This window comes from Roseburia sp. AF25-13LB (assembly GCF_003478915.1).
Taxonomy (GTDB): Bacteria; Bacillota; Clostridia; order Lachnospirales; family Lachnospiraceae; genus Roseburia_C; species Roseburia_C amylophila.
In genome coordinates this window covers 109,356-128,576 of sequence record NZ_QUFO01000010.1, presented here as the reverse complement: position 1 = coordinate 128,576, position 19,221 = coordinate 109,356, and the positions used below count along the sequence as shown (strand labels likewise).

15 protein-coding genes and 1 tRNA gene are annotated in these 19,221 nt (G+C 39.7%); 10 read left to right on the top strand and 6 right to left on the bottom strand.

The window, feature by feature from the left end:
* Window positions 1-545 precede the first annotated feature (545 nt).
* From DWY37_RS13215 to DWY37_RS13185, 7 genes are all read left to right on the top strand, one after another.
* The gene (locus tag DWY37_RS13215) at window positions 546-2,264 is read left to right on the top strand and encodes a glycoside hydrolase family 13 protein (RefSeq protein ID WP_117842345.1); all 1,719 of its coding nucleotides are present in this window, start codon (window positions 546-548) and stop codon (window positions 2,262-2,264) included.
* A 23-nt stretch (window positions 2,265-2,287) separates the two neighbouring features.
* Window positions 2,288-3,637, top strand: coding sequence for an MATE family efflux transporter (locus DWY37_RS13210; RefSeq protein ID WP_117842346.1), 1,350 nt, complete (start codon window positions 2,288-2,290; stop codon window positions 3,635-3,637).
* Between the two features lie 202 nt (window positions 3,638-3,839).
* On the top strand, window positions 3,840-5,558 hold the full coding sequence (locus DWY37_RS13205; RefSeq protein ID WP_117842347.1) for a methyl-accepting chemotaxis protein: 1,719 nt from the start codon (window positions 3,840-3,842) through the stop codon (window positions 5,556-5,558).
* Between the two features lie 85 nt (window positions 5,559-5,643).
* A complete protein-coding gene (locus DWY37_RS13200) occupies window positions 5,644-7,332 on the top strand; it encodes an EAL domain-containing protein (RefSeq protein ID WP_118542282.1) in 1,689 nt (562 codons plus the stop codon).
* Between the two features lie 206 nt (window positions 7,333-7,538).
* Window positions 7,539-8,888 carry a hypothetical protein gene (locus DWY37_RS13195; RefSeq protein WP_118542284.1) on the top strand — a complete coding sequence of 450 codons (1,350 nt, stop codon included), beginning with the start codon at window positions 7,539-7,541 and terminating at the stop codon, window positions 8,886-8,888.
* Between the two features lie 81 nt (window positions 8,889-8,969).
* Window positions 8,970-9,042: transfer RNA gene (locus DWY37_RS13190), tRNA-Lys, on the top strand.
* A gap of 323 nt (window positions 9,043-9,365) precedes the next feature.
* Complete coding sequence (locus DWY37_RS13185; protein ID WP_118542286.1) at window positions 9,366-10,001, top strand: DUF1638 domain-containing protein; 636 nt, start codon at window positions 9,366-9,368, stop codon at window positions 9,999-10,001.
* Window positions 10,002-10,075: 74 nt separating this feature from the next.
* On the opposite strand, the gene DWY37_RS13180 is transcribed toward DWY37_RS13185, so the two are convergent.
* Complete coding sequence (locus DWY37_RS13180; RefSeq protein ID WP_118542288.1) at window positions 10,076-10,909, bottom strand: bacteriohemerythrin; 834 nt, start codon at window positions 10,907-10,909, stop codon at window positions 10,076-10,078.
* A gap of 193 nt (window positions 10,910-11,102) precedes the next feature.
* A complete protein-coding gene (trmB, locus tag DWY37_RS13175; protein WP_117699115.1) occupies window positions 11,103-11,753 on the bottom strand; it encodes a tRNA (guanosine(46)-N7)-methyltransferase TrmB in 651 nt (216 codons plus the stop codon).
* Between the two features lie 159 nt (window positions 11,754-11,912).
* Between trmB and DWY37_RS13170 the strand changes: the two genes are divergently transcribed.
* Window positions 11,913-13,334 carry a D-alanyl-D-alanine carboxypeptidase family protein gene (locus DWY37_RS13170; RefSeq protein WP_118542290.1) on the top strand — a complete coding sequence of 474 codons (1,422 nt, stop codon included), beginning with the start codon at window positions 11,913-11,915 and terminating at the stop codon, window positions 13,332-13,334.
* Between the two features lie 194 nt (window positions 13,335-13,528).
* Here the strand turns inward: DWY37_RS13170 and DWY37_RS13165 are convergent, their stop codons facing one another.
* Entirely contained in the window at window positions 13,529-14,041 is a 513-nt protein-coding gene (locus DWY37_RS13165) for a hypothetical protein (protein WP_117842281.1), read from the bottom strand.
* A gap of 196 nt (window positions 14,042-14,237) precedes the next feature.
* On the opposite strand from DWY37_RS13165, the gene DWY37_RS13160 reads away from it, so the two are divergent.
* Window positions 14,238-14,852 carry a type IV toxin-antitoxin system AbiEi family antitoxin domain-containing protein gene (locus DWY37_RS13160; RefSeq protein ID WP_117699118.1) on the top strand — a complete coding sequence of 205 codons (615 nt, stop codon included), beginning with the start codon at window positions 14,238-14,240 and terminating at the stop codon, window positions 14,850-14,852.
* On the top strand, window positions 14,852-15,721 hold the full coding sequence (locus DWY37_RS13155) for a hypothetical protein (RefSeq protein ID WP_147403597.1): 870 nt from the start codon (window positions 14,852-14,854) through the stop codon (window positions 15,719-15,721). The genes DWY37_RS13160 and DWY37_RS13155 overlap by 1 nt, the downstream gene beginning before the upstream one ends.
* Before the next feature lie 4 nt (window positions 15,722-15,725).
* Here the strand turns inward: DWY37_RS13155 and mobA are convergent, their stop codons facing one another.
* From mobA to DWY37_RS13135, 3 genes are all read right to left on the bottom strand, one after another.
* Window positions 15,726-16,772, bottom strand: a complete 1,047-nt coding sequence (gene mobA / locus DWY37_RS13150) for a molybdenum cofactor guanylyltransferase (protein WP_242994347.1) — start codon at window positions 16,770-16,772, stop codon at window positions 15,726-15,728.
* Window positions 16,773-16,808: 36 nt separating this feature from the next.
* The gene (locus tag DWY37_RS13145) at window positions 16,809-17,825 is read right to left on the bottom strand and encodes an ATP-binding protein (protein WP_118542296.1); all 1,017 of its coding nucleotides are present in this window, start codon (window positions 17,823-17,825) and stop codon (window positions 16,809-16,811) included.
* Window positions 17,826-18,420: 595 nt separating this feature from the next.
* Entirely contained in the window at window positions 18,421-19,203 is a 783-nt protein-coding gene (locus DWY37_RS13135; protein WP_117697945.1) for a sporulation initiation factor Spo0A C-terminal domain-containing protein, read from the bottom strand.
* Window positions 19,204-19,221 lie beyond the last annotated feature (18 nt).

Sequence of the window (19,221 nt, the reverse complement as noted above, 5' to 3'; positions counted from 1 at the left end):
CGGATCTGTGAGGGGCTAAGATTGAGAGGTCTTAGTCTACTCGACTGATGGAGTAATAAATTCTAGTTTGCAGAACTAATAGAGAAGTAACATATAAAACAATAAATATGGTCAAAAAATCATCGACATCCGACCTACAGCACGTTATAATATAGTTAATCTAATAAGAAAACCAAGTGATCATTGTTACAAGCTGAATCGTAATGGTGGCCAACTGTGTGAACTCGATGGAACGGAATGGTTACATCCTCCGGGTGCTCCGAGCACCGGACGAGCACTGAAAGGTGCTTTACAGAGATGAAAACAGGCCTGACGAAGCATCACTCAGATTAGATTAAAAATTCTAGTCTGGGTGATTTTTTTCGTTCAGGGAAAAGGAGAAAATGTCATTGACATAAAAGACGGATAACAGAGATTCGGATATTTTTGTCAATCGGCAAGCTGCAGAGGAAGTTATCTATAGACAAGCCAGGATTATCACGTTAAGATATAGAAAAAGTAAGTAATACGAAAGAAGAAAACAGAATATGTAAAGGAGAAAATGAATGGAATACTCTGCAATTATTCATGATATGGACAAAAGATTCTGCTATGCAATAGATAAGGATTTATTTGTGATACGCATCCAGGTAAAACGAGATGATATAAAGGAAATAATTCTTCATTATGAGGATAAGTATATACCAATGGAATGGAAGGATACGCGAAAGACAATTCCAATGAAGAAGGTTGCGACCTCACAGTTTCAGGATTATTATGAAGCGCAGATACAGATGCATCTGATATGTCTCCGTTATTTTTTTGAATTTACGGATATGCAGGGGGAAAAAGTATATTACGGCAATTATGAGTTTAGTAAGGAATGTATTACAAACAGAGACAGAATGTTTGACTGCCCGCAGAATCTACGGGAGGAAGAAATGTTTGTGGTGCCAAAGTGGGCAGAAAATAAGGTCGTATATCAGATTTTTCCGTCCCGCTTTGCATCATCACAGCCGGTAGACAAGGAAGTATGGTATAAAGCACCAGTTACGTCTATGGATAATCTGCATGGTGATCTCAGAGGAATTATAGAACATCTGGATTATGTCCATAGTCTTGGAATTGATGTTTTATATATGACACCAATCTTTAAATCAAATTCAAGCCATAAATACGATACCATTGATTATTATCAGATAGATCCCTCATTCGGAACAGCAGAGGATCTTAAAGAGCTGGTACAAAAAGCGCATGAATATGGAATGAAAGTGGTTATGGATGCGGTGTTTAACCATACAGGAAATGAATTTTTTGCATTTGAAGATATTTTGGAAAAGGGAAATAAGTCTAAATATCTGGACTGGTATTTTATTGATGAATTTCCACTTAAAAGTGAAAGGGGAGAGATTCCAAACTTCAAATGCTTTGGTTATTATGGTGGAATGCCAAAATTAAATCTGAAAAATCCTGAAGTTGAAAAATTTATTACAGATGTTGCATGCTATTGGATCAGGGAATGCGATATAGACGGATGGAGAATGGATGTAGGAGATGAAATCAGCCATTTTTTCTGGAAGAATTTTAGAAAAGCAGTTAAGGCAGTAAAGAAAGATATGCTGATAATTGGAGAAATTTGGCATTATGCAGGAGATTTTCTTGAAGGAGATGAATGGGATACGGTCATGAATTATCCGTTTTATCTGAATATGATAGATCTGCTTGCAGATGAAAAGATTACGGTCAGCCAGTTTATACAGAATCTTGGATATTTGAAAGGACGCTTAAATAAGAAATGTTATCCTCTTATGTGGAATCTGATAGACAGCCATGATACAGCAAGATTTTTACATTTATGTAAGAATAATAAGAAAAAACAGCATTTGGCAGCAGCTTTTCAATTGTTATTGCCGGGAATGCCGATGATTTATTATGGAGATGAGTATGCGATGCCGGGAGCAAACGATCCGGATTGCAGACGTGGCATGTACTGGGATGAAGAATACCAGGATAAAGAGATGTTTGAATGGTATAAACAGCTGTTACAGGTTCGAAAAAAATATAAATGTATCGTAGAAGGTGAATTGATTGAGGCAATCACAAGGGATGAGGAAGAAACCATTGTTCTGATTAGAAAAAATGGTGAAGAAACTATGGCATTGATTTTTAACTGCAGCAGCAGTGAGAAGAGATTTAATGAGTATGAGGGAAAATATAATTTGCTTGGAGAAGAACTGTTTGACGGAAAAGTTGAGGGACTTGATGCCGCAGTAATAGTGCTTTAAAATAGTTACAGAGGAAGAAGATCATGTCAAAAGATGAATATTTAATTACAGATGCACCCCTTAAAGCACTGACTGTTTTTGCAATGCCAATGATTTTCGGAAGCTTTTTTCAACAGGTCTACAATATGGCTGATTCAATCATTGTGGGTCAGTTTGTTGGATCTTCTGCCCTTGCGGCTGTTGGTGCCTGTGCTGCCCTTACGAATGTATTCATTTGTATAGCACTTGGTGCAGGTGTAGGTGCAGGTGTACTTGTGAGCCGTTATTTTGGTGCCAGAGATTATAGTAAAATGAAAACAATCGTATCAACATCATTGATTAGTTTTCTGGTTCTTAGCATACTTCTGGGAGTTACTGGCTTTTGTTTTTCACGTTCCATGATGGACTTATTACAGACACCCGCTGATATACTGGAGGAAGCAGTACTATATCTTCGTGTTTATTTTGTGGGATTTCCGTTTCTGTTTATGTACAACATTCTTTCAACGATGTTTACTTCAATCGGTGAATCAAAGATTCCATTATGCCTTTTGATTTTTTCTTCTGTTCTGAATATTATAATGGATCTTTGGATGGTAGCAGGCCTTGGTCTGGGCGTATTCGGTGCAGCCCTAGCCACGCTTATTGCACAAGGTATTTCGGCAATATTTTCGTTTTTAATCTTTTTATACCGGATACGCCAGTATAAGAGTCCGGCTCGCTGGTTTGACGGGAGGGAATTACATTCCATGCTCCGCATTGCCATACCGTCGGTCCTCCAGCAGTCAACAGTGTCAATTGGTATGATGATTGTACAGGCGGTTGTAAATCCGTTTGGTACACAGGCTCTTGCAGGTTATGCGGCAACGATGAGGGTAGAGAATGTTTTTTCACTGATATTTGTGTCCATAGGCAATGCAGTCTCGCCGTATGTTTCCCAGAATCTTGGCGCAAAGAAAATCGGGCGTATAAAAAAAGGATACCACGCTGCACTGGTGTTAGATTTATGTTTTGCAGTCCTTGCTTTTATAGTCATTGAAACACTGCATACACAGATTTCTTCATTATTTCTGGGTAAAGATGGAACAGCGCTGGCATATCAGGTGTCTGGAGATTATATGAGATGGCTCGGCTTCTTTTTCATTTTCATGGGTATCAAGATGGCAACAGACGGAGTTCTTCGGGGACTTGGAATCATGCGTCCATTTCTCATTGCAAATATGGTAAATCTTGCAATTCGTCTGTCAGTTGCTTTGATACTCGCACCGCGTTTTGGCATTGCATTTGTCTGGCTTGCTGTACCGGCTGGCTGGCTTGCAAATTTTCTGATTTCTTATGTGGCACTCAGAAAATCATGGCCAGACGATAAGATGGCTTTTGCTGCTATAGAATGATGGTGCGGCCGTTTTTATAGAAAAATACTGTAAATAGCTGTCTATAAAAATGACGAAAAACCAAAGCAGGAAGTGTTAAATTTTATCAAAAAAATAGAATTTAAAATTAAAGCTGAAAAGTCATTGACTTTTGAAAAAATTCTGATATAACAAGTTCTGGAAAAAAAGAGAAATATAATAAAGAGAAAGGAAATAAGAATCAATGTTTTCACAAAAAGATAAAATGAAAGGGAAATTAGAAAACATGCATCTGCAGGAAAGGATAAACTATGGCTACAGAAAAGTCATTATTATGATGTTAATTTCAGGCTTGCTTTCTATAGTGGTCATAGGTGTTTTATTTGCTAATATGGTACATTATATAGAAAATGTTACTGTAGCAGATCAGGCAGTAAAAATATGTAGAATTAATGTGAATGCGGCAGCAAGAAATATCAGGGAAATGGCATTAGATGATGATACTTCTTCATATGTCAGTTATGAGAAAACAGTAGAAAAGCTGCTGAAAGAAGTTGATTCTGAACTGAAAAATTTAAAGGGAACCGGAATTATTCCTGACTCAGATTATGAGGAATATTCATCAGCCCTTTCGGATTGGGGAAATATTGGTTATTCCATTATAGAAGAAATTAAAAGTGGTGATAAGGAAGAAGCAGTTGATGAAATCATGAATGATTGCACACCTGCATTAAATAAAGCGGTGGAAATCGCAATAAAATTAGATGATATAACAGACCAGGAGAGCAGCAGGGCTGCCAGAACTACATTTATTTTTGCTGCAGCAGGAATTGTATGTATTATAGTGTGTTTAATTTTTGCATGGACACTGACAAAGAAAACAGGTAAAAAAGTCCTGGATACAATTCTTGAACCTTTACGGGCAGTTGAGGATGTCGCAAAGGAACTGACAGAAGGAAATTTACACAGTACGCTGGATTATCGTTCAGAAGACGAGATTGGAAGACTGGCACACAGTATGCGTAAATCAATCCGTATCCTGGGAAGCTATGTAGACGATATTGACCGTGCAATGAAATTGTTTGCAGCAGGAAATTTTGATGTTAAACCGGAAGTAGAGTGGCGGGGAGATTTTGTCGGAATTTTAAATTCTTTTATGCAATTTGAAAAAAGTATAGGAGAAACGATTAGAGGAATTCAAAATGTTTCCAATGAAGTTTCAAGTGCAGCAGACCAGGTAGCATCAAGTTCTAATGATCTTGCAGATGGAGCTACAAATCAGGCGGCAGTAGTAGAGGAACTGACAGCAACAGTTGCAGGTGTATCTGAACAGGTAGAAAATAATTCAAAATCTGCAAAAGAAATTAGTGGAAGGGTGGATGAGCTTGGAAATGCCATTTTAGAAAGTAATGGTAAGATGCATGAAATGGTTGATTCCATGAATGAAATTAGTGAAGCATCAAAAGAAATTGACAAAATTATTGCAACAATTAATGAAATTGCTTCCCAGACAAATCTGCTTGCATTGAATGCTTCTATCGAAGCAGCAAGGGCAGGAGAAGCCGGAAAAGGATTTGCAGTTGTAGCAAATCAGGTAAATTCGTTAGCGGACCAGAGTGCCCAGGCAGCGAAAGAATCTGCAATGTTGATTGAAACCTCTGTGAAGGCAGTAGAAAAGGGTATGGTGATTGCAGGACAGACTGCGGCGCAATTGGAAGATGTTGCAGAGAACTCTAAAATAATTACAGAAGAAGTTACAAATATTGCGGAAACGTTAGAAACACAGACAACAGAAATCCAGCAGATTAATGAAGGAATTGAACAAATTAATGATGTTGTACAGACCAATTCTGCAACATCTGAGGAATGTGCAGCTGCCAGCCAGGAGATGAGCAGCGAATCAGAAAATCTGCGTGAAATGATTCGTAAATTTAAATTGGCAGAATCAGAAAAAACAGTATAATACGATAATGATTTCCAGCTATAATTTCTACCACAGAATAGAAAGTTTATCAGTATAAAAATTTTATAAGAAAGGCACTTATACTATGGATACAAACATACGCAGACTGCTCAAGGAAATAGGAGCAGAAGATTTAATAGAAGTATTTGCACCATGTATGGATGACTATCTTTATATTATAGATTTACAGAAAAATACCCTTATCATTTCACAGGCAGCGGTGAAGCGTTTTAAGATGCCGGGCAATTCATTTGATAATGCTGCCGACAGTGTCCGCTATTTTGTATATGAAGAAGACCGCCCGATGATTAGGGAACATTTACAGCGGATTGCGGATGGAAACGAAAAAAATCACAATCTGCATTACAGATGGCTTGATAAAGAAGGGATGCCGGTATGGATTAACTGCCGTGGAAAGGTAATCAATGATAACGATGGAAAACCTCATTATCTTATAGGCTGTGTAAACGAAATTGGAAATATACAGTGGGCAGATAATGTCAGCGGACTTTTGGGTGAAAGAGAAATGTATTCCTTTGTTTCTTCCCATATAAAAGACAGCTCGTCAGTATTTTTAATACATATAGGGATTGATGGATTTAATGCGATTAATGGTACATTAGGCGTAGATTATGGAAATTATGTGTTGAAAAGTGTTGCTGACGGTATCAAGGAATGTCTTTCTGATAACCAGCAGCTGTACCATCTTGTTGCAGATGAGTATATGATTGTTGATCTGGAAAGCCATACAAGAGATGATGTTATGCTATTGCAGAAGGAAATATGTAAAAAAATAGAAGATTTTATTATTTCTGAAAAATATAAGGTGGTTTTTACAGTATCTACCGGAATTATCCATGCAACGAAGCTCTTAAAATATTATGACGAGTATCGTAAAATAGCGGTTTTCTCTTTAAAACAGGCAAAGTCCATGGGAGGAAACGGAGTATATTTTTTTGAAAAAGAAGATTATAAGTTATTTTTAAAAAAAGAGAAAATAAAAAGTGCACTTCGAGGTGCCGTGACAAATGAATTTGAAGGATTTGAAGTATACTATCAGCCGATTATAGATTGTTCCTCGGGAAATATAATTGGTGCGGAAGCGCTTATGAGGTTTTCCATGTATTCAGGTGGAAAAAAAGAAAGTATCTCGCCTGTGGAATTTATACCATTACTGGAAGAAACCGGGCTTATTATTCCGGCCGGAAGATTTGTATTAAATGAAGCTGCGGCAATGTGCCATGAAATGCGGCAGTATATACCGGGATTTAAGGTTAATGTAAATATATCTTATATTCAGATGATGAAAAGTGATATCTGGAAGGACATACTTTCGTCTATAGAACAATATAATCTTCCGCCGGAGAGCCTGTGTGCGGAACTGACAGAAAGCGGATATACGGATATGACACCGTATTTTTATACGCTTCGGAAGAAATTCGAAGAGAAAAAAATACAGTTTATTCTGGATGATTTTGGCACAGGTTTTTCGAATCTACATTGTATTGTAAACATGAATCCTAATTATGTGAAACTGGATAATCATTTTACAGCAAAAGCTATGAGTCAAACAAGGGATTTTGAGCTGTTAAAAAAAATAGTTGAACTGGTACATAGTGTAGATATCAAAATATGTATAGAAGGTATAGAAAAAGAAGAGTGGTATCAAAAGCTGAAAGAAATACATGCTGATTATCTGCAGGGCTATCTTTTTGGCAGACCATGTGATAAAAATCAGTTTTTAAATCAGTTCATATGTAAAGGTATCAACTAGCAAACTATCTTAATTTTCATTTCTATTTTGGAAAAGGCTTCTTGAAGGAAAATTCTACCTGTGATAGAATAAAATTAATTATACTTACAGGGAAAGTAAGTACCCGGCTGCAGGACATATCCAGGGAACTGCCAGTATAGTGGCAGGTTTTTACGGTTTGCTCCTGCGATTTAGTGAAAAATAAAAAATCATGGAGGATTTTTACAATGGAAGAAGCAAAGCAGAACATCAAACAAAAGAAGGATTCTTACAATCTGAGAATTGTGACGGCTGTACTGGTATTAACAGTGCTGGTTTTAGGGGAATTATATGTGATGATTAACTATCCGTCCAATTATGTGGCATTGATTGTACTTACAGTTGTAGCACTGGCTGATATTTATATTCTGATTGCCAGTGCAATCCAGAAAAATTATAAGAAAGAGATTGACCAGTACGAACAGTATGATAATCTGTTTAAGTCAGAAAAAGCTTCTTATCTTGTAACCCGCAAATCTTTTGAAGATATTGCGGATCAGCTTGATCGTATCGAAGAGGCAGCCGGTTCACCGACAAAGGACATCATAGATGCACAGAAATCCATTGCCAAAGTTACCATAAGCCGTAACAAAGAAAATTCCGATGCATTGATGAATTCCAACGACAAATTATTAGAGCAGATATTTAATCTTTCCGACCGTCTGGATAATCTTGAGAAGAACGTGTTAGAGCAGCAGCGTATCATAGTTGAGAATGCCAATAAAGACCTTCTGCTAAAACAGCAGGAAATGGCAGCTTTCGTGAAAGAAATGGAATTATCCATCCACAATACCATATTAGCTGAAGTTGGAAAAATAAATGGTGCGCCAGCTGTTGCTTATACAGCAGCACCGGTACAGCCATCATCAGCCGCACCAGTTGAGGAAGTAACGCCGGAAGAACCGGAAACACCAATCGACGAAGTAACGCCGGAAGAACCGGAAGCACCAATCGACGAAGTGATGCCGGAAGAACCGGAAGCACCAATCAATGAAGTGATGCCGGAAGAACCGGCAACAGAACCGGAGACAACTGCAGAGGATATGCCGGATTTAGCAGAAGATGATTTATTAAATATAGATGCTTTATTCGGAAATGACGAAGCAGCTGAAACTACAAAAGAAGTAGCAGAAGAAACCGGATCTCCAGAAGAAAACAATGAACCGGAACCAGAAGAACCAGTTGGTTTTGATGATACACTTGGATTTGCAGATGAAGAACCGGAAGAACCTGCATTTACAGAAGAAATGGTAAATACCATTGATGAACCGGTTATGGAAATGAATTCCGACCCGAATCATATGATGACACCGGAAGAGATTGCTGCTTTGATTGCAAATGCAGATTCAGCAGCTGAAGAAGCACCAGTTGTAACAGAAGATGCTATTTCAGAAGAATCTGAGCCGATAACGGAGGAGGAACCTGTGTCAGAACCGGTTGTGGAAGAACCGGCAGCAGAGCCTGTTATCGAGGCAAATTCTGACCCGAATCATATGATGACACCGGAAGAAATTGCGGCATTATTTGCTAATATGTAATTTACAAAATTTTTAAAAAAAATAAAAAATTACTTGCAATTCGATAAATTCTATTATATAATAGTCCTTGCGTTAAGCAATGCGCCACTAGCTCAGCTGGCAGAGCACCTGACTCTTAATCAGGGTGTCCAGGGTTCGAACCCCTGGTGGCGCATGTAAAGTACCGATTTTGTGGACGTGGAGCCATGGGGTTGGTGCTTTTTTTGTTATAAAAAATCCGTAAGAAGCTGCCCGTGGCAGGTTCTGTAGATGTAAATAAGGAATGATGAAGATATCGTTTATTTGTTCAGTATATTTTTTACTTCTTTAAAAGACCTTTGAATTGTAGTAAATTTAGTATGCAGGGCAGGCTTACGGTAGGAAAAAAGCAAAGCCTTTCTGGAGAAGCAGTTTGATTTGAATTTCATGAGGCATACCCTTTTTTAGATATTATATGCAAAAGGATATAGAAAAATATATAAATATAGAGGAAATCATTTGGAAAAGAAAATTCTGATTGCCTGTGCAATGCAGCAGGATGAAATTGAAAAGTACAGAAAACAATTAAATATAACATATCCTGTTGTATATCTGCAACGTGGATTGCATAGAAACCCGTCTGTATTAAGAAATCTGCTGCAGCAGGAGATTGACAGGCACCAGGATGTGGATATAATCCTGCTCACCTATGGATTGTGCGGGCGGGGCACGGAAGGGATTGTGAGCTGGAATACCGAGCTTGTAATGCCACGTTTCCACGACTGTATCCACCAGCTTTTGGAGAATCATGTGGATAAGAATTCTCTTTATGCGACAAGAGCGTGGACAATTGACAAGGAGTCCATTGGAGGCCAGTGCAGCACCATTCTTGCTGCTTATGGCAGAGAACAGGGGATGGAAGTCTTAGATACAATCTATGGCGGTTATGAGAAGATTACTTTAATAGATACGCAAAGCTATGATATAAAGAAAACCAAAGATGGACTGAAAAGACCTGCAGAACTTCTAAATAAGAAGCTGGCGGTGGAGCCATCCGACTGCAATATTATAAGAAAGCTTTTATCTGGAAAATGGGATTGTAATTTCGTTCATCTTGAAAAAGGAGAGCGTGTCACAGAAAGACACTTTATATAAGAAAACCGGCGCCCTGACTTAGAATAAAATCTAATATCAGGAAGCCGGTTTTATGCTGTATGATCTGCAGTTTATTATTTTTTCATTTCGTCCATATAGACAGCAATTTTTTTATCCATACCAATAATATGGTTGGATAACCAGCCCAGCAGAAACTGGATCAGTTCCAGAAGATAAGTCTGCTGGTTATTGTCCATATCGTCAAGTTCTGAGAAGTCAATTTCTACCAGGCGTTCAACGAAAACAGTGTGGGCACGCTTCTGGGCAGCCAGTTCCGGATAGTGTATCTTCTCCATCAGCATTTCCTCATCAGCAAAATGAAATTGTGTATAATCCTTTAATTCCACTAAAAGCCGCATAATTTCATCATATTTGTCATGCAGCAGATCGTTTTGAATCAGGTCATTGGTCTCTTTTATAATTTCAAAGAGACGGCGGTGCTCTTTATCTACAAGGTCAATGCCGGTCTTGTATTTGTCCGTAAAGGCAAATGGGTCTTCGGAAGTCCCTTCAACTGCGGACATTTTTCCAATCATCATATCACTGCTTAAGATATGGTGGTACAGCCAGCGTACCAGATAGGAAAGCAGTTCTTCGAAAGATGCTCTGGCAGCCTCTTTTGAGGACTTATCTAAAATAAAGGAATTGATTTTCTCAGCAAATTCAGCATGTTCCTTTTTCTGAAGAGGAAGCTCCGGGTCATGAATCTCTTCCATATAAGCCTCTTCATGGGCGAAATGTGTATTCGCATAATCCTTCAGATGAAGAAGCAGGCTCTGGGCAGTTCCGGAAATATCCTCGGTTGTTTTAACAAGGGAAAGAGCATCATTTATCATCTGGAATAATTTGCGGTGTTCCTCATCAATTTGTGGAATATGAATCATACAATCTTCTGTAAATTCGTACATGGTATACATCTCCTTACATTGTATCAATGATTTATGCTACGACGTATTATAAACCCTCAGAAGATAAGCCACAATAAAAAAAGAAAAATTTATAAAAATTTCACTGATAAACCAACTCCGGATGCTCAGGCAAATGGTTCATCTCATGGGTCATTCATCCGGCAGTGTCCGTGCACTGGCACTATCGGAAAGGTCATAAGGGAATATTTCTGGAAGTAATCAGCTTGCAGATAGGATTTCCCCTGGAAGAGAATTTCTCTTCGTATTCGGTCATGATATTGCCTTCGTTCATGGCAGTATCATGGTGTAAATCCCTTGTAAATGCGTCCAGATTCCAGCCTGCAGCATCGATTTCTTCTAAGGAGAAGTCAAAAAGTCCTACGTTATCGGTCTTAAACTCAATCTGTCCGTCATCTTTTAAGACTTTGTCATAGCGCTCTAAGAACTGGCGGGAGGTCAGTCTTCTTTTGGCATGGCGGTCCTTTGGCCATGGGTCGGAGAAATTAAGATAAATGCGGTCTAACTCGCCCTTTTCGAAAAAGTCCGGCAGAAGTGCCGCATCTTCACACAGAAGGCGTAAGTTTGGCAGTGGATTTTCTTCCAATTTCTGGAGTCCGCGATACAATACGCTTTCGTAACGTTCCATGCCAAGATAGTTGATATCCGGATTCCGGGCAGCTAAGTCCATGATAAAGCGTCCCTTGCCCATGCCGATTTCAATGCGGATCGGGTGGTCATTTCCAAATATTTCATTCCAGTGTCCTTTATGGGAAGCGGCATCCTTGATACAGAGGTCACTGGCTTCTACAGCCGGCGCAGCCGCCGGGATATTGCGAAGTCTCATAATATGAAATCCTTTCTACTTATATATATCTTTCGAAAACAATTTATCATATTTATGGTTTAAAAGAAAGAGAATTGTGAATATTAATGGAAAGGTATTGCACCATGGAAATGGATTGATATATACTTAAAGTTAAGAAGAATTTAGGAGCAGCAGAAAATGAAAAAGAAAAAGAAAATATTAAGCGTCGGACTGGCAGTGTGTTGTCTGGTTGGCTTATTGGGTATAAACACACAAAAGGTAAAGGCGGCAGAGTACTGGCCCCAGGACCCGGAAACCGAATCACCCAATGCGATTGTGATGGAAGAGAGCACAGGAACGGTTCTTTATGATAAGAATTCCACGGAGCAGCATTGTCCGGCAAGTATCACGAAGATTATGACCACGCTTCTGGCACTGGAAAACTGTTCGCTGGATGAGACAGTAACATTTTCCAAAGAGGCGGTTTATAACACCCATGGTTCCGGAATCTCCAGGGATGTGGGAGAGCAGATGACCATGGAGGAATGTCTTTATGCAGTCATGCTGGAGTCTGCCAATGAATGTGCCTATGCGGTAGCGGAGCATGTAGGCGGAACCGTTGAGAATTTCGTTCAGATGATGAATGATAAAGCGGCAGAGTTAGGTTGTGTGAATACACATTTTAACAATCCACACGGACTATCTGAGGGAGAGGATGCAACCCTTCACTACACCTGCTGTTATGATATGGCACTGATTGCAAAGGCGGCTTACCAGAATGAGACTTTCCGTGCGATTACAGCAACAAAGACCTATCAGATTCCACCAACCAACAAGCATGATGAGATCACCTATCTGCAGAATCATAATGAAATGATTCATGCCTTTAAAACCAGAGGACAGTATCTCTATGAATACTGTGTAGGTGGTAAGACCGGATACACCACAGCGGCAAACAGTACGCTGGTTACCTTTGCAGAAAAGGACGATATGACACTTATCTGTGTCATTATGAATGCCCAGTCGCCAGCGCAGTGGACAGACAGTATTGCATTGTATAATTATTATTTTGAGAACTTTTCGCTATATAATGTAGCACAGAATGAGACAAGGCTTGAAAATGGAGAAATGGATACAGGAATGCTCAATACCAATTCCTCCTTTGTAAAAATAGACCCGGCGGGAAATATCGTTCTGCCAAAGAGTGCAGAATTCAGCGAAGCTGCGCCAACAGTAAGCTATGATAATACTTCGGATGATGTGTTGGCAAATATCAGATATACATTTGCAGGACATGATGTAGGCGGTGCGGATATTGTTTCCACCGGAGTAAAAGCAGATACGTTCTCTTTTGATAATGTAAAATCAGAAGAGATTTCTACGGAAGCAGGAACCAGGACCACTACGAAGCATAAGTTCCAGATAAACATCTGGAAAGTGTTATTGGGAATTCTCGGTATCGCAGCCCTTGTGGTCATAGCATTTCTGATTCGGAGATTTGCGGATAATTTCTATATTATCAGACACAAATATTTCTCAAAGAGCAGACCGGATAAGCGTTACAAAACTATAAAGAGAAACTATCGCAGCAAGAGAAGACGGCACAGAAGAAGAAAATAGTCTCGAAAATTGCTATAGAACAACTGAAAAAGACAAGAATAAAAAGAAACGACAATATTTAAATTTAAATATTGTCGTTTTACGTTATCTTGGACATTAAAGTTAGGACGAGTTATATTCTGATAATTTGTGGATAAATCCATTATTATTCTGTTATCGTAGCAGAGTTATCCACACTATTTGGATAATTATCATCAATTTGTGGATAACAGAGTCTGGAGGTAGGAAAGGATACGGCTGCGCTCCCTGGTGTAGATAATGATGCCATTATAAGCCTTTACCATAGTATCATAATGTCCCTTTAAGCTGATGGAAGAACTTAAGGTATACATCAGATAATCGGCAAGCTCGGTTGGTACTTCAATCAGTACCGGTTCGGATTCCTCCAGACTTTTTAAAGAAGCTTCACTGGATTGCAGCAGGCGGCTGATTTCTTTGTCCTGCTCAAATTGCTCGGATGTTTTATTTACAATAAAGTAACCTCTCTCATCCCGGGGCATATCCATTGCCTTGATGGCACGCTGCACCTGTTTGGTCAGCGCATCGGAAGCGGGGTACAGGGACTGGAAATATCCCATAAAATCCGAAGCCTGACGGAAATGTTCATTGCAGCCCTTTTCTAATACTTCTGTGACCAGAATACGTTTGATAATCTTCTGGCAGGTTTCCCGGGAAGGGTTTTTTCGGGTAGTATTTTCTGTTTCCATAGATACCTCATTTATTAAAAACAAGCGTATATTCAAATAGACATATACGACATTAAATATTGTTCCAAATAAATTATACGACAAGAAAACAACTTTTACAACGACAAACTGAAAAATATAAGACAAATTGCAACAGAAATTGACAAGCGGCAAAAATTAACTTATACTAGAAGAAAAATGCGAAGGAGCGATATCTATGAATGCGAAGCAGAAAGAGCAGACCATTGAAGAGATAAAGAAGCTTTTAGAAGAAAATAATGGCATTGTGAAAGCCGAAAAATTATATCCTTTGGGATTGACCTATAAAAGTATTCAGGGACTGGTGAAAGCCGGCATACTTGACCATGTAAAGAGTGGATATTATTCCATGGGGTATGAAGAGAAGCCGCAGGAAGAAATTATTCTGGGACTGTTTCCGGATGGAATCTTATGTATGGACAGCGCCCTTTACTATTACGGTTATATTGAGAAGCGTCCTTATGAATGGAGTATTGCCATTAGCAAGAATACTTCGAAGTCAAGGTTCCGCATGGAATATCCGGTGGTGAAACCATATTATACAGAGCCGGAAGTCATGGAGCTTGGTGTAACGGCCATTCCTTTTGCCGGTGGCGAGATGAAGATTTACGAAAAGGAGCGCCTTATCTGTGATTGCCTCAAGTACGAGGAACGTCTGGAGCGGGAGGATTTAAAGAAGGCGCTGCTGGCATTTATCAATGAGCCAAAGAAAGATATTGCAAAATTAATGGAATATGCCAGAGCCCGCAAGGTTGTGGCAAAGATTCAGAGCAGAATTGGAGTGTGGCTGTAGTGGCAGAGTGCATACTGAGAGAATCATTGATCCGGCAGAGAAGTGAGGACTTGCAAATCCCTTTTGTGGACCTGCTTCCTTCTGCGGTAACCGAGTATTTTCTATATCAGATAAGTAAATCAACATTTGCAGAGAAGCTTTATCTTAGAAATGGCAGCAGCCTCGGTGTGGAGAATTACCGCCGGAAGAGAGTCTTTTCCCTTTCCTATTATTATCAGGTGGTAAAGGATGAGCATTTAACGGAAATGCAGTTAGGGCAGCTCATGAAAGAGGTGTTAAGCCGGAAGCCGGAGTATGTCTATCAGATAGAGAAAGAAAGGGCGGGAAGCTATCAGATAGAGGTGCTGGCAAAATCAAAGGAGCATGAAGTTCCCATTACCCTGCGTTTTCAGGAGCTTCGGGACGAGCAGATGCAGCCTGCCCATGGAGAATTGCCATTTTTCTTACAGGAGAATACGGTAATCCAGTTTCTGCAATATCCTTATGAGCAGGTTGTGGCAGAGAATTTTGTGGAAATTTTAGAGAAAATGGAATTAATCAACGATCTGTCCTGCTATGAAGAAATTTATGGAATCTTAAAGAAAGAGGCGTTAGATGGCAGAAAGGTTGAGCAGCAGATTATTGAAATTGGAACAAAGAGAGAGCTGGCCTTTGGAAAAGACCGGCTGGATACCGTCCTTCACTATAAGGATTATACTTATATGAAGCGGAAATGGGCGGCATACTTAAAGCGGGAGCGAAAAAAAGAGCCAGACTGGGTGGAAGTGATGACTCTTTTGGAAGCCTTCTTCCCACCGGTCTGGCGTGCAATTATCAGAGATGAAATTTTTATCGGAGACTGGATGCCGGAGCTGTGCCGTTTCCTGTAGATACTTAATGGCTATAGTCGCGGATCAGCGTCTTTAAGAAGCCAAGAAGTGACTTTGGCTTGCGGAAGTCAAAGCAAGGAACTTCTTCGCATTTGTAACCGAAATCACTGGCGATGGCAACAAGACCGGAAAGGGGATGCAGCGGAGTCTCATTTAACTCACTGCTCAAAAGCTCGATTTTAAAGCAGTCTTCATCCTCTAAATCACAGGTGAGGATGAGGTCTACATTCGTAATATTGGAAAAATCTTTTTCTGAATCAAAGATGGCAGCCTTAATGCCATCTTTTTTTAATGCCTCCAATAGCTGGATGCAGAAGGTCTTTTTATCAATGATGGAATCCCCCACCAGCGATACCACGGGAATAAAAGTAGCAATATTGCCTGTTGCCGGAAGCTCCAGATTGCTGTCTTCATCAAAAAGCTCTCCCCGTTCGGAAAGCAGCTTTAAGGCATGATAATAATGGGTGCGGGTATTGATGTTAAAAAATTGTTCATTCAGTGGAACCGGACATATATTTGCCAGCTCGTTTTCCGGGATATAGCCGGCATTGCATTTCTCATGAAGCCGGTTAAAGGAATATTGGTGAAAGAGCATGGCTTTTCCCACCTGCGGAATGCAGCTTTTAGAATAGACTGCGGAAAGAGTCTCCAACTGGTCATTGGCACGCTCAATCGCCCAGATAGGATGTTCCTGTGGCTGTGACAGCAGGTAAAGCCCCAGTGCCGGTTCTACAAAAGGTGTATCTACGGAAATGAAGAAGGCACGTTCCTCAGAAATCATGGAAAGTGCACTGAAGATACCGGACAGCGGACCGGCATTTCCATAGATGTCTCCAATGGTTGTCACCGGAAGATTCAGATGCGCATAATCATTTTTCTGCTGGACAGAAAGGTAGATTTTCGGAAAATCCGGCTGAAATTTCCGGACCAGATATTCAATCAGGCAGCAGTCCCCAAAAGGGAGCAAAGCCTTGTCCGTTCCAATTCTTGTACTTTTTCCACCACATAGTATAACCAGTGCATGACTCATAACATTTACCTCATGTAACATTTTACCTTCTCAAAAGTTCTTCCATCATAACATAAATCAGTCTGACTGTAAAACAAACATATCATTTCGTATATGTACCCGTTCAATTTCATTACGGCGGTAGGTCTGAATCAGATAGTGATTTTTCCGGTCAAAGACCAGGGAAATTTTTTTCGTAAATGTGGAAGTTCCCGGCGCATATTCGATGATGTGCAGGGATGCACAGTACTGTTTCTTTATCTTCCAGATGTCCATAAGACCGATTCCGCTGCCGCCACTGTCCTTGTGGGTGGTGTGCCGGGTCTGACCAAAGTCCTCAAAGAGCTGCACATCAAAGGCATTTCCGCTATCGGAAATCTCTATGGTACAACTGTCCTCATTATGGCAAAGGTAAGCAGAAAGGCTGCGCACCTCGTTATCACCAATGGCAATCATAGCATTTTCCAGCAAATCCGCCAGAAGGTGGGAAATGACATCTTCCGTCATTTTTACAATATTGCCTGTGATATGCAGGGAAAAGTTGATGTTCTGCGCCAGGGCGCGCTGCTGCATATAGGTAAAAAGCGCATCTAAAACACAGACCCCGGTCACCGGAAGAGCGTGTTCATCATGGCGGTAGGAGTTCAGCGTACCTTTCCGATCCTGTGCCATGGTCTTTAACCCGCTGGCAAGCTGTTCGCCCTTCTTTCTGGTATCACCGTCTGTGGTTCCAGCTTCTAAATATTCGCAGACAGCAAGTTCCATTGCCGGAATCAGCTTGTTATCTTTATGAATAATCTTAGCCAGGGCATCATTATTTTCCTCTAATTTCCGGATGCGGTTATCTTTCTCAATGAGTTCATTTTGTAAAGCCTTAAGCTCCGCCTGCCGCAGCTTCTCCCGGTAGTCACGGGTAATCCGGAACCGCCACCAGCAATAAAGCAGAAGTCCAATCAGGAAAAGGGCAATGAGGAGAAAGAGGAACTGCATGTCAGGAATTGAATCATAAAAGCTGATTATGGTAACAATGAGCAGAATAAAACAGCTTAAGATAAAACCTGTGGCAGAAGAGCCGATTTGATAGAGAAATGGCATGCCACGGCGGAGCCTTTTGATTTTGAAAAGAAGGAATATTAAGAGCAATTCAAGAAGTCCACCTGAAATTTGAATCAGAGCATATGGCAGGTTGTAATTTCCATAAAAGAAGGGTAATAGTGCGAATCCTATAAGAACACCTGAAATTGCAAGAAAAATGAAATTTACACTAAGAGAAATGGTAAAGGATAGCAGACTTAATGTAAGCTGTATCTTAGTTACCAAAGTAAGTATAAAAGCATTTAAAAGGACAAAGACAGGGATTGCAAATAGAGGCAGACATGCATTGATAAAATTAAATAGGAAAGCTTCACCAATGAATATAAAAGAAAGAAGAATAGCATATTTCTTTTGCGAAAGTTTAAAATTTAATAATTTAAAATATAAATAGTAGCAACATAAAAGGTCAAAGAACCAACGAATTATATTTTGAATCATACAATACCTCATATAAATGTATTAAAAATCATATAAAAACCAACCCGATTTTAAACCTAAGAAATGTTCCGAATTTTTCTATAATCTCCTTACATTTTTGAAAAGGAGGAATAGAAATGGATTGGTTATTAGATTTTATCAAGCAGTTTATCAAACATTAACGTCCATCCGTAATCTTTTCCGCGTAAAAGTAAATGAACTCCTTAATGGTAGGCATTCCGCGGTCAGGATTAATGTGGGCAGTGTAGCAGTTAAGAAGAGTTTCGGTGTCATTGGAATTCCATGCGCGGTTAATGGCATTCTGCATGGCACGTTCCACACTGGAATTACTCTTCTTATACTTGTTACCAAGAATCTGGGAAATGTTTGTGGTCGGTCCATCAATTGTTATCATAATGGCATCGGTCAGATATTTGTAACCAACAACCTTTGGACTGATACCAATGAGCTCCAGTTCCCGGTGGATTCTGCGGATAAGTCCCTGCTCTAAATCTTTTTGATTATCTTTCATATAAGAAGTATTGGATGTGGATTCTGTCATTTCAATCATAGGAAGAAGCTGTTCGAGAAAATCAACAGCAGATTCCGGAGAATAAGAATCTTCATATTTGCCGATAATGAAATCAGCACCAAGTCTTCTGGCAGATTCCAGCGTGATTTTGCTGGAGTTGTAAGTAGTGACAAGAATATAAGGCTTTTTCTCTAAGCCCAGTTTATTTAAGTCAGAGAGGAAAAACAGTCCGTTTCCACCACCATGATGTAATTCCAGATCAAGAATAACAGCGTCAGGAAGCGTATTCTGTACATATTGAATGCCAACATAAGAATTATTGGTGACGCCGGCTAAATCCATATTATCTTTGGACGCAATATAGTTTGAAATACGATTGCAGGTGTCCATATCATCTTCGATCAATAAAATGTGGAGCGTTTTTTCCATGTACAAGTCCTCCTGATT

Bases quoted from the DNA above. Each gene is read 5' to 3' on its own strand.
- DWY37_RS13215 (WP_117842345.1), top strand. From the start codon at position 546: ATGGAATACTCTGCAATTATTCATGATATGGACAAAAGATTCTGCTAT.
- mobA (WP_242994347.1), bottom strand. From the start codon at position 16,772: ATGTTACATGAGGTAAATGTTATGAGTCATGCACTGGTTATACTATGT.
- trmB (WP_117699115.1), bottom strand. From the start codon at position 11,753: ATGAGACTTCGCAATATCCCGGCGGCTGCGCCGGCTGTAGAAGCCAGT.
- DWY37_RS13135 (WP_117697945.1), bottom strand. From the start codon at position 19,203: ATGGAAAAAACGCTCCACATTTTATTGATCGAAGATGATATGGACACC.
- DWY37_RS13180 (WP_118542288.1), bottom strand. From the start codon at position 10,909: ATGTACGAATTTACAGAAGATTGTATGATTCATATTCCACAAATTGAT.
- DWY37_RS13170 (WP_118542290.1), top strand. From the start codon at position 11,913: ATGAAAAAGAAAAAGAAAATATTAAGCGTCGGACTGGCAGTGTGTTGT.
- DWY37_RS13210 (WP_117842346.1), top strand. From the start codon at position 2,288: ATGTCAAAAGATGAATATTTAATTACAGATGCACCCCTTAAAGCACTG.
- DWY37_RS13195 (WP_118542284.1), top strand. From the start codon at position 7,539: ATGGAAGAAGCAAAGCAGAACATCAAACAAAAGAAGGATTCTTACAAT.
- DWY37_RS13165 (WP_117842281.1), bottom strand. From the start codon at position 14,041: ATGGAAACAGAAAATACTACCCGAAAAAACCCTTCCCGGGAAACCTGC.
- DWY37_RS13160 (WP_117699118.1), top strand. From the start codon at position 14,238: ATGAATGCGAAGCAGAAAGAGCAGACCATTGAAGAGATAAAGAAGCTT.
- DWY37_RS13200 (WP_118542282.1), top strand. From the start codon at position 5,644: ATGGATACAAACATACGCAGACTGCTCAAGGAAATAGGAGCAGAAGAT.
- DWY37_RS13205 (WP_117842347.1), top strand. From the start codon at position 3,840: ATGTTTTCACAAAAAGATAAAATGAAAGGGAAATTAGAAAACATGCAT.
- DWY37_RS13145 (WP_118542296.1), bottom strand. From the start codon at position 17,825: ATGCCATTTCTCTATCAAATCGGCTCTTCTGCCACAGGTTTTATCTTA.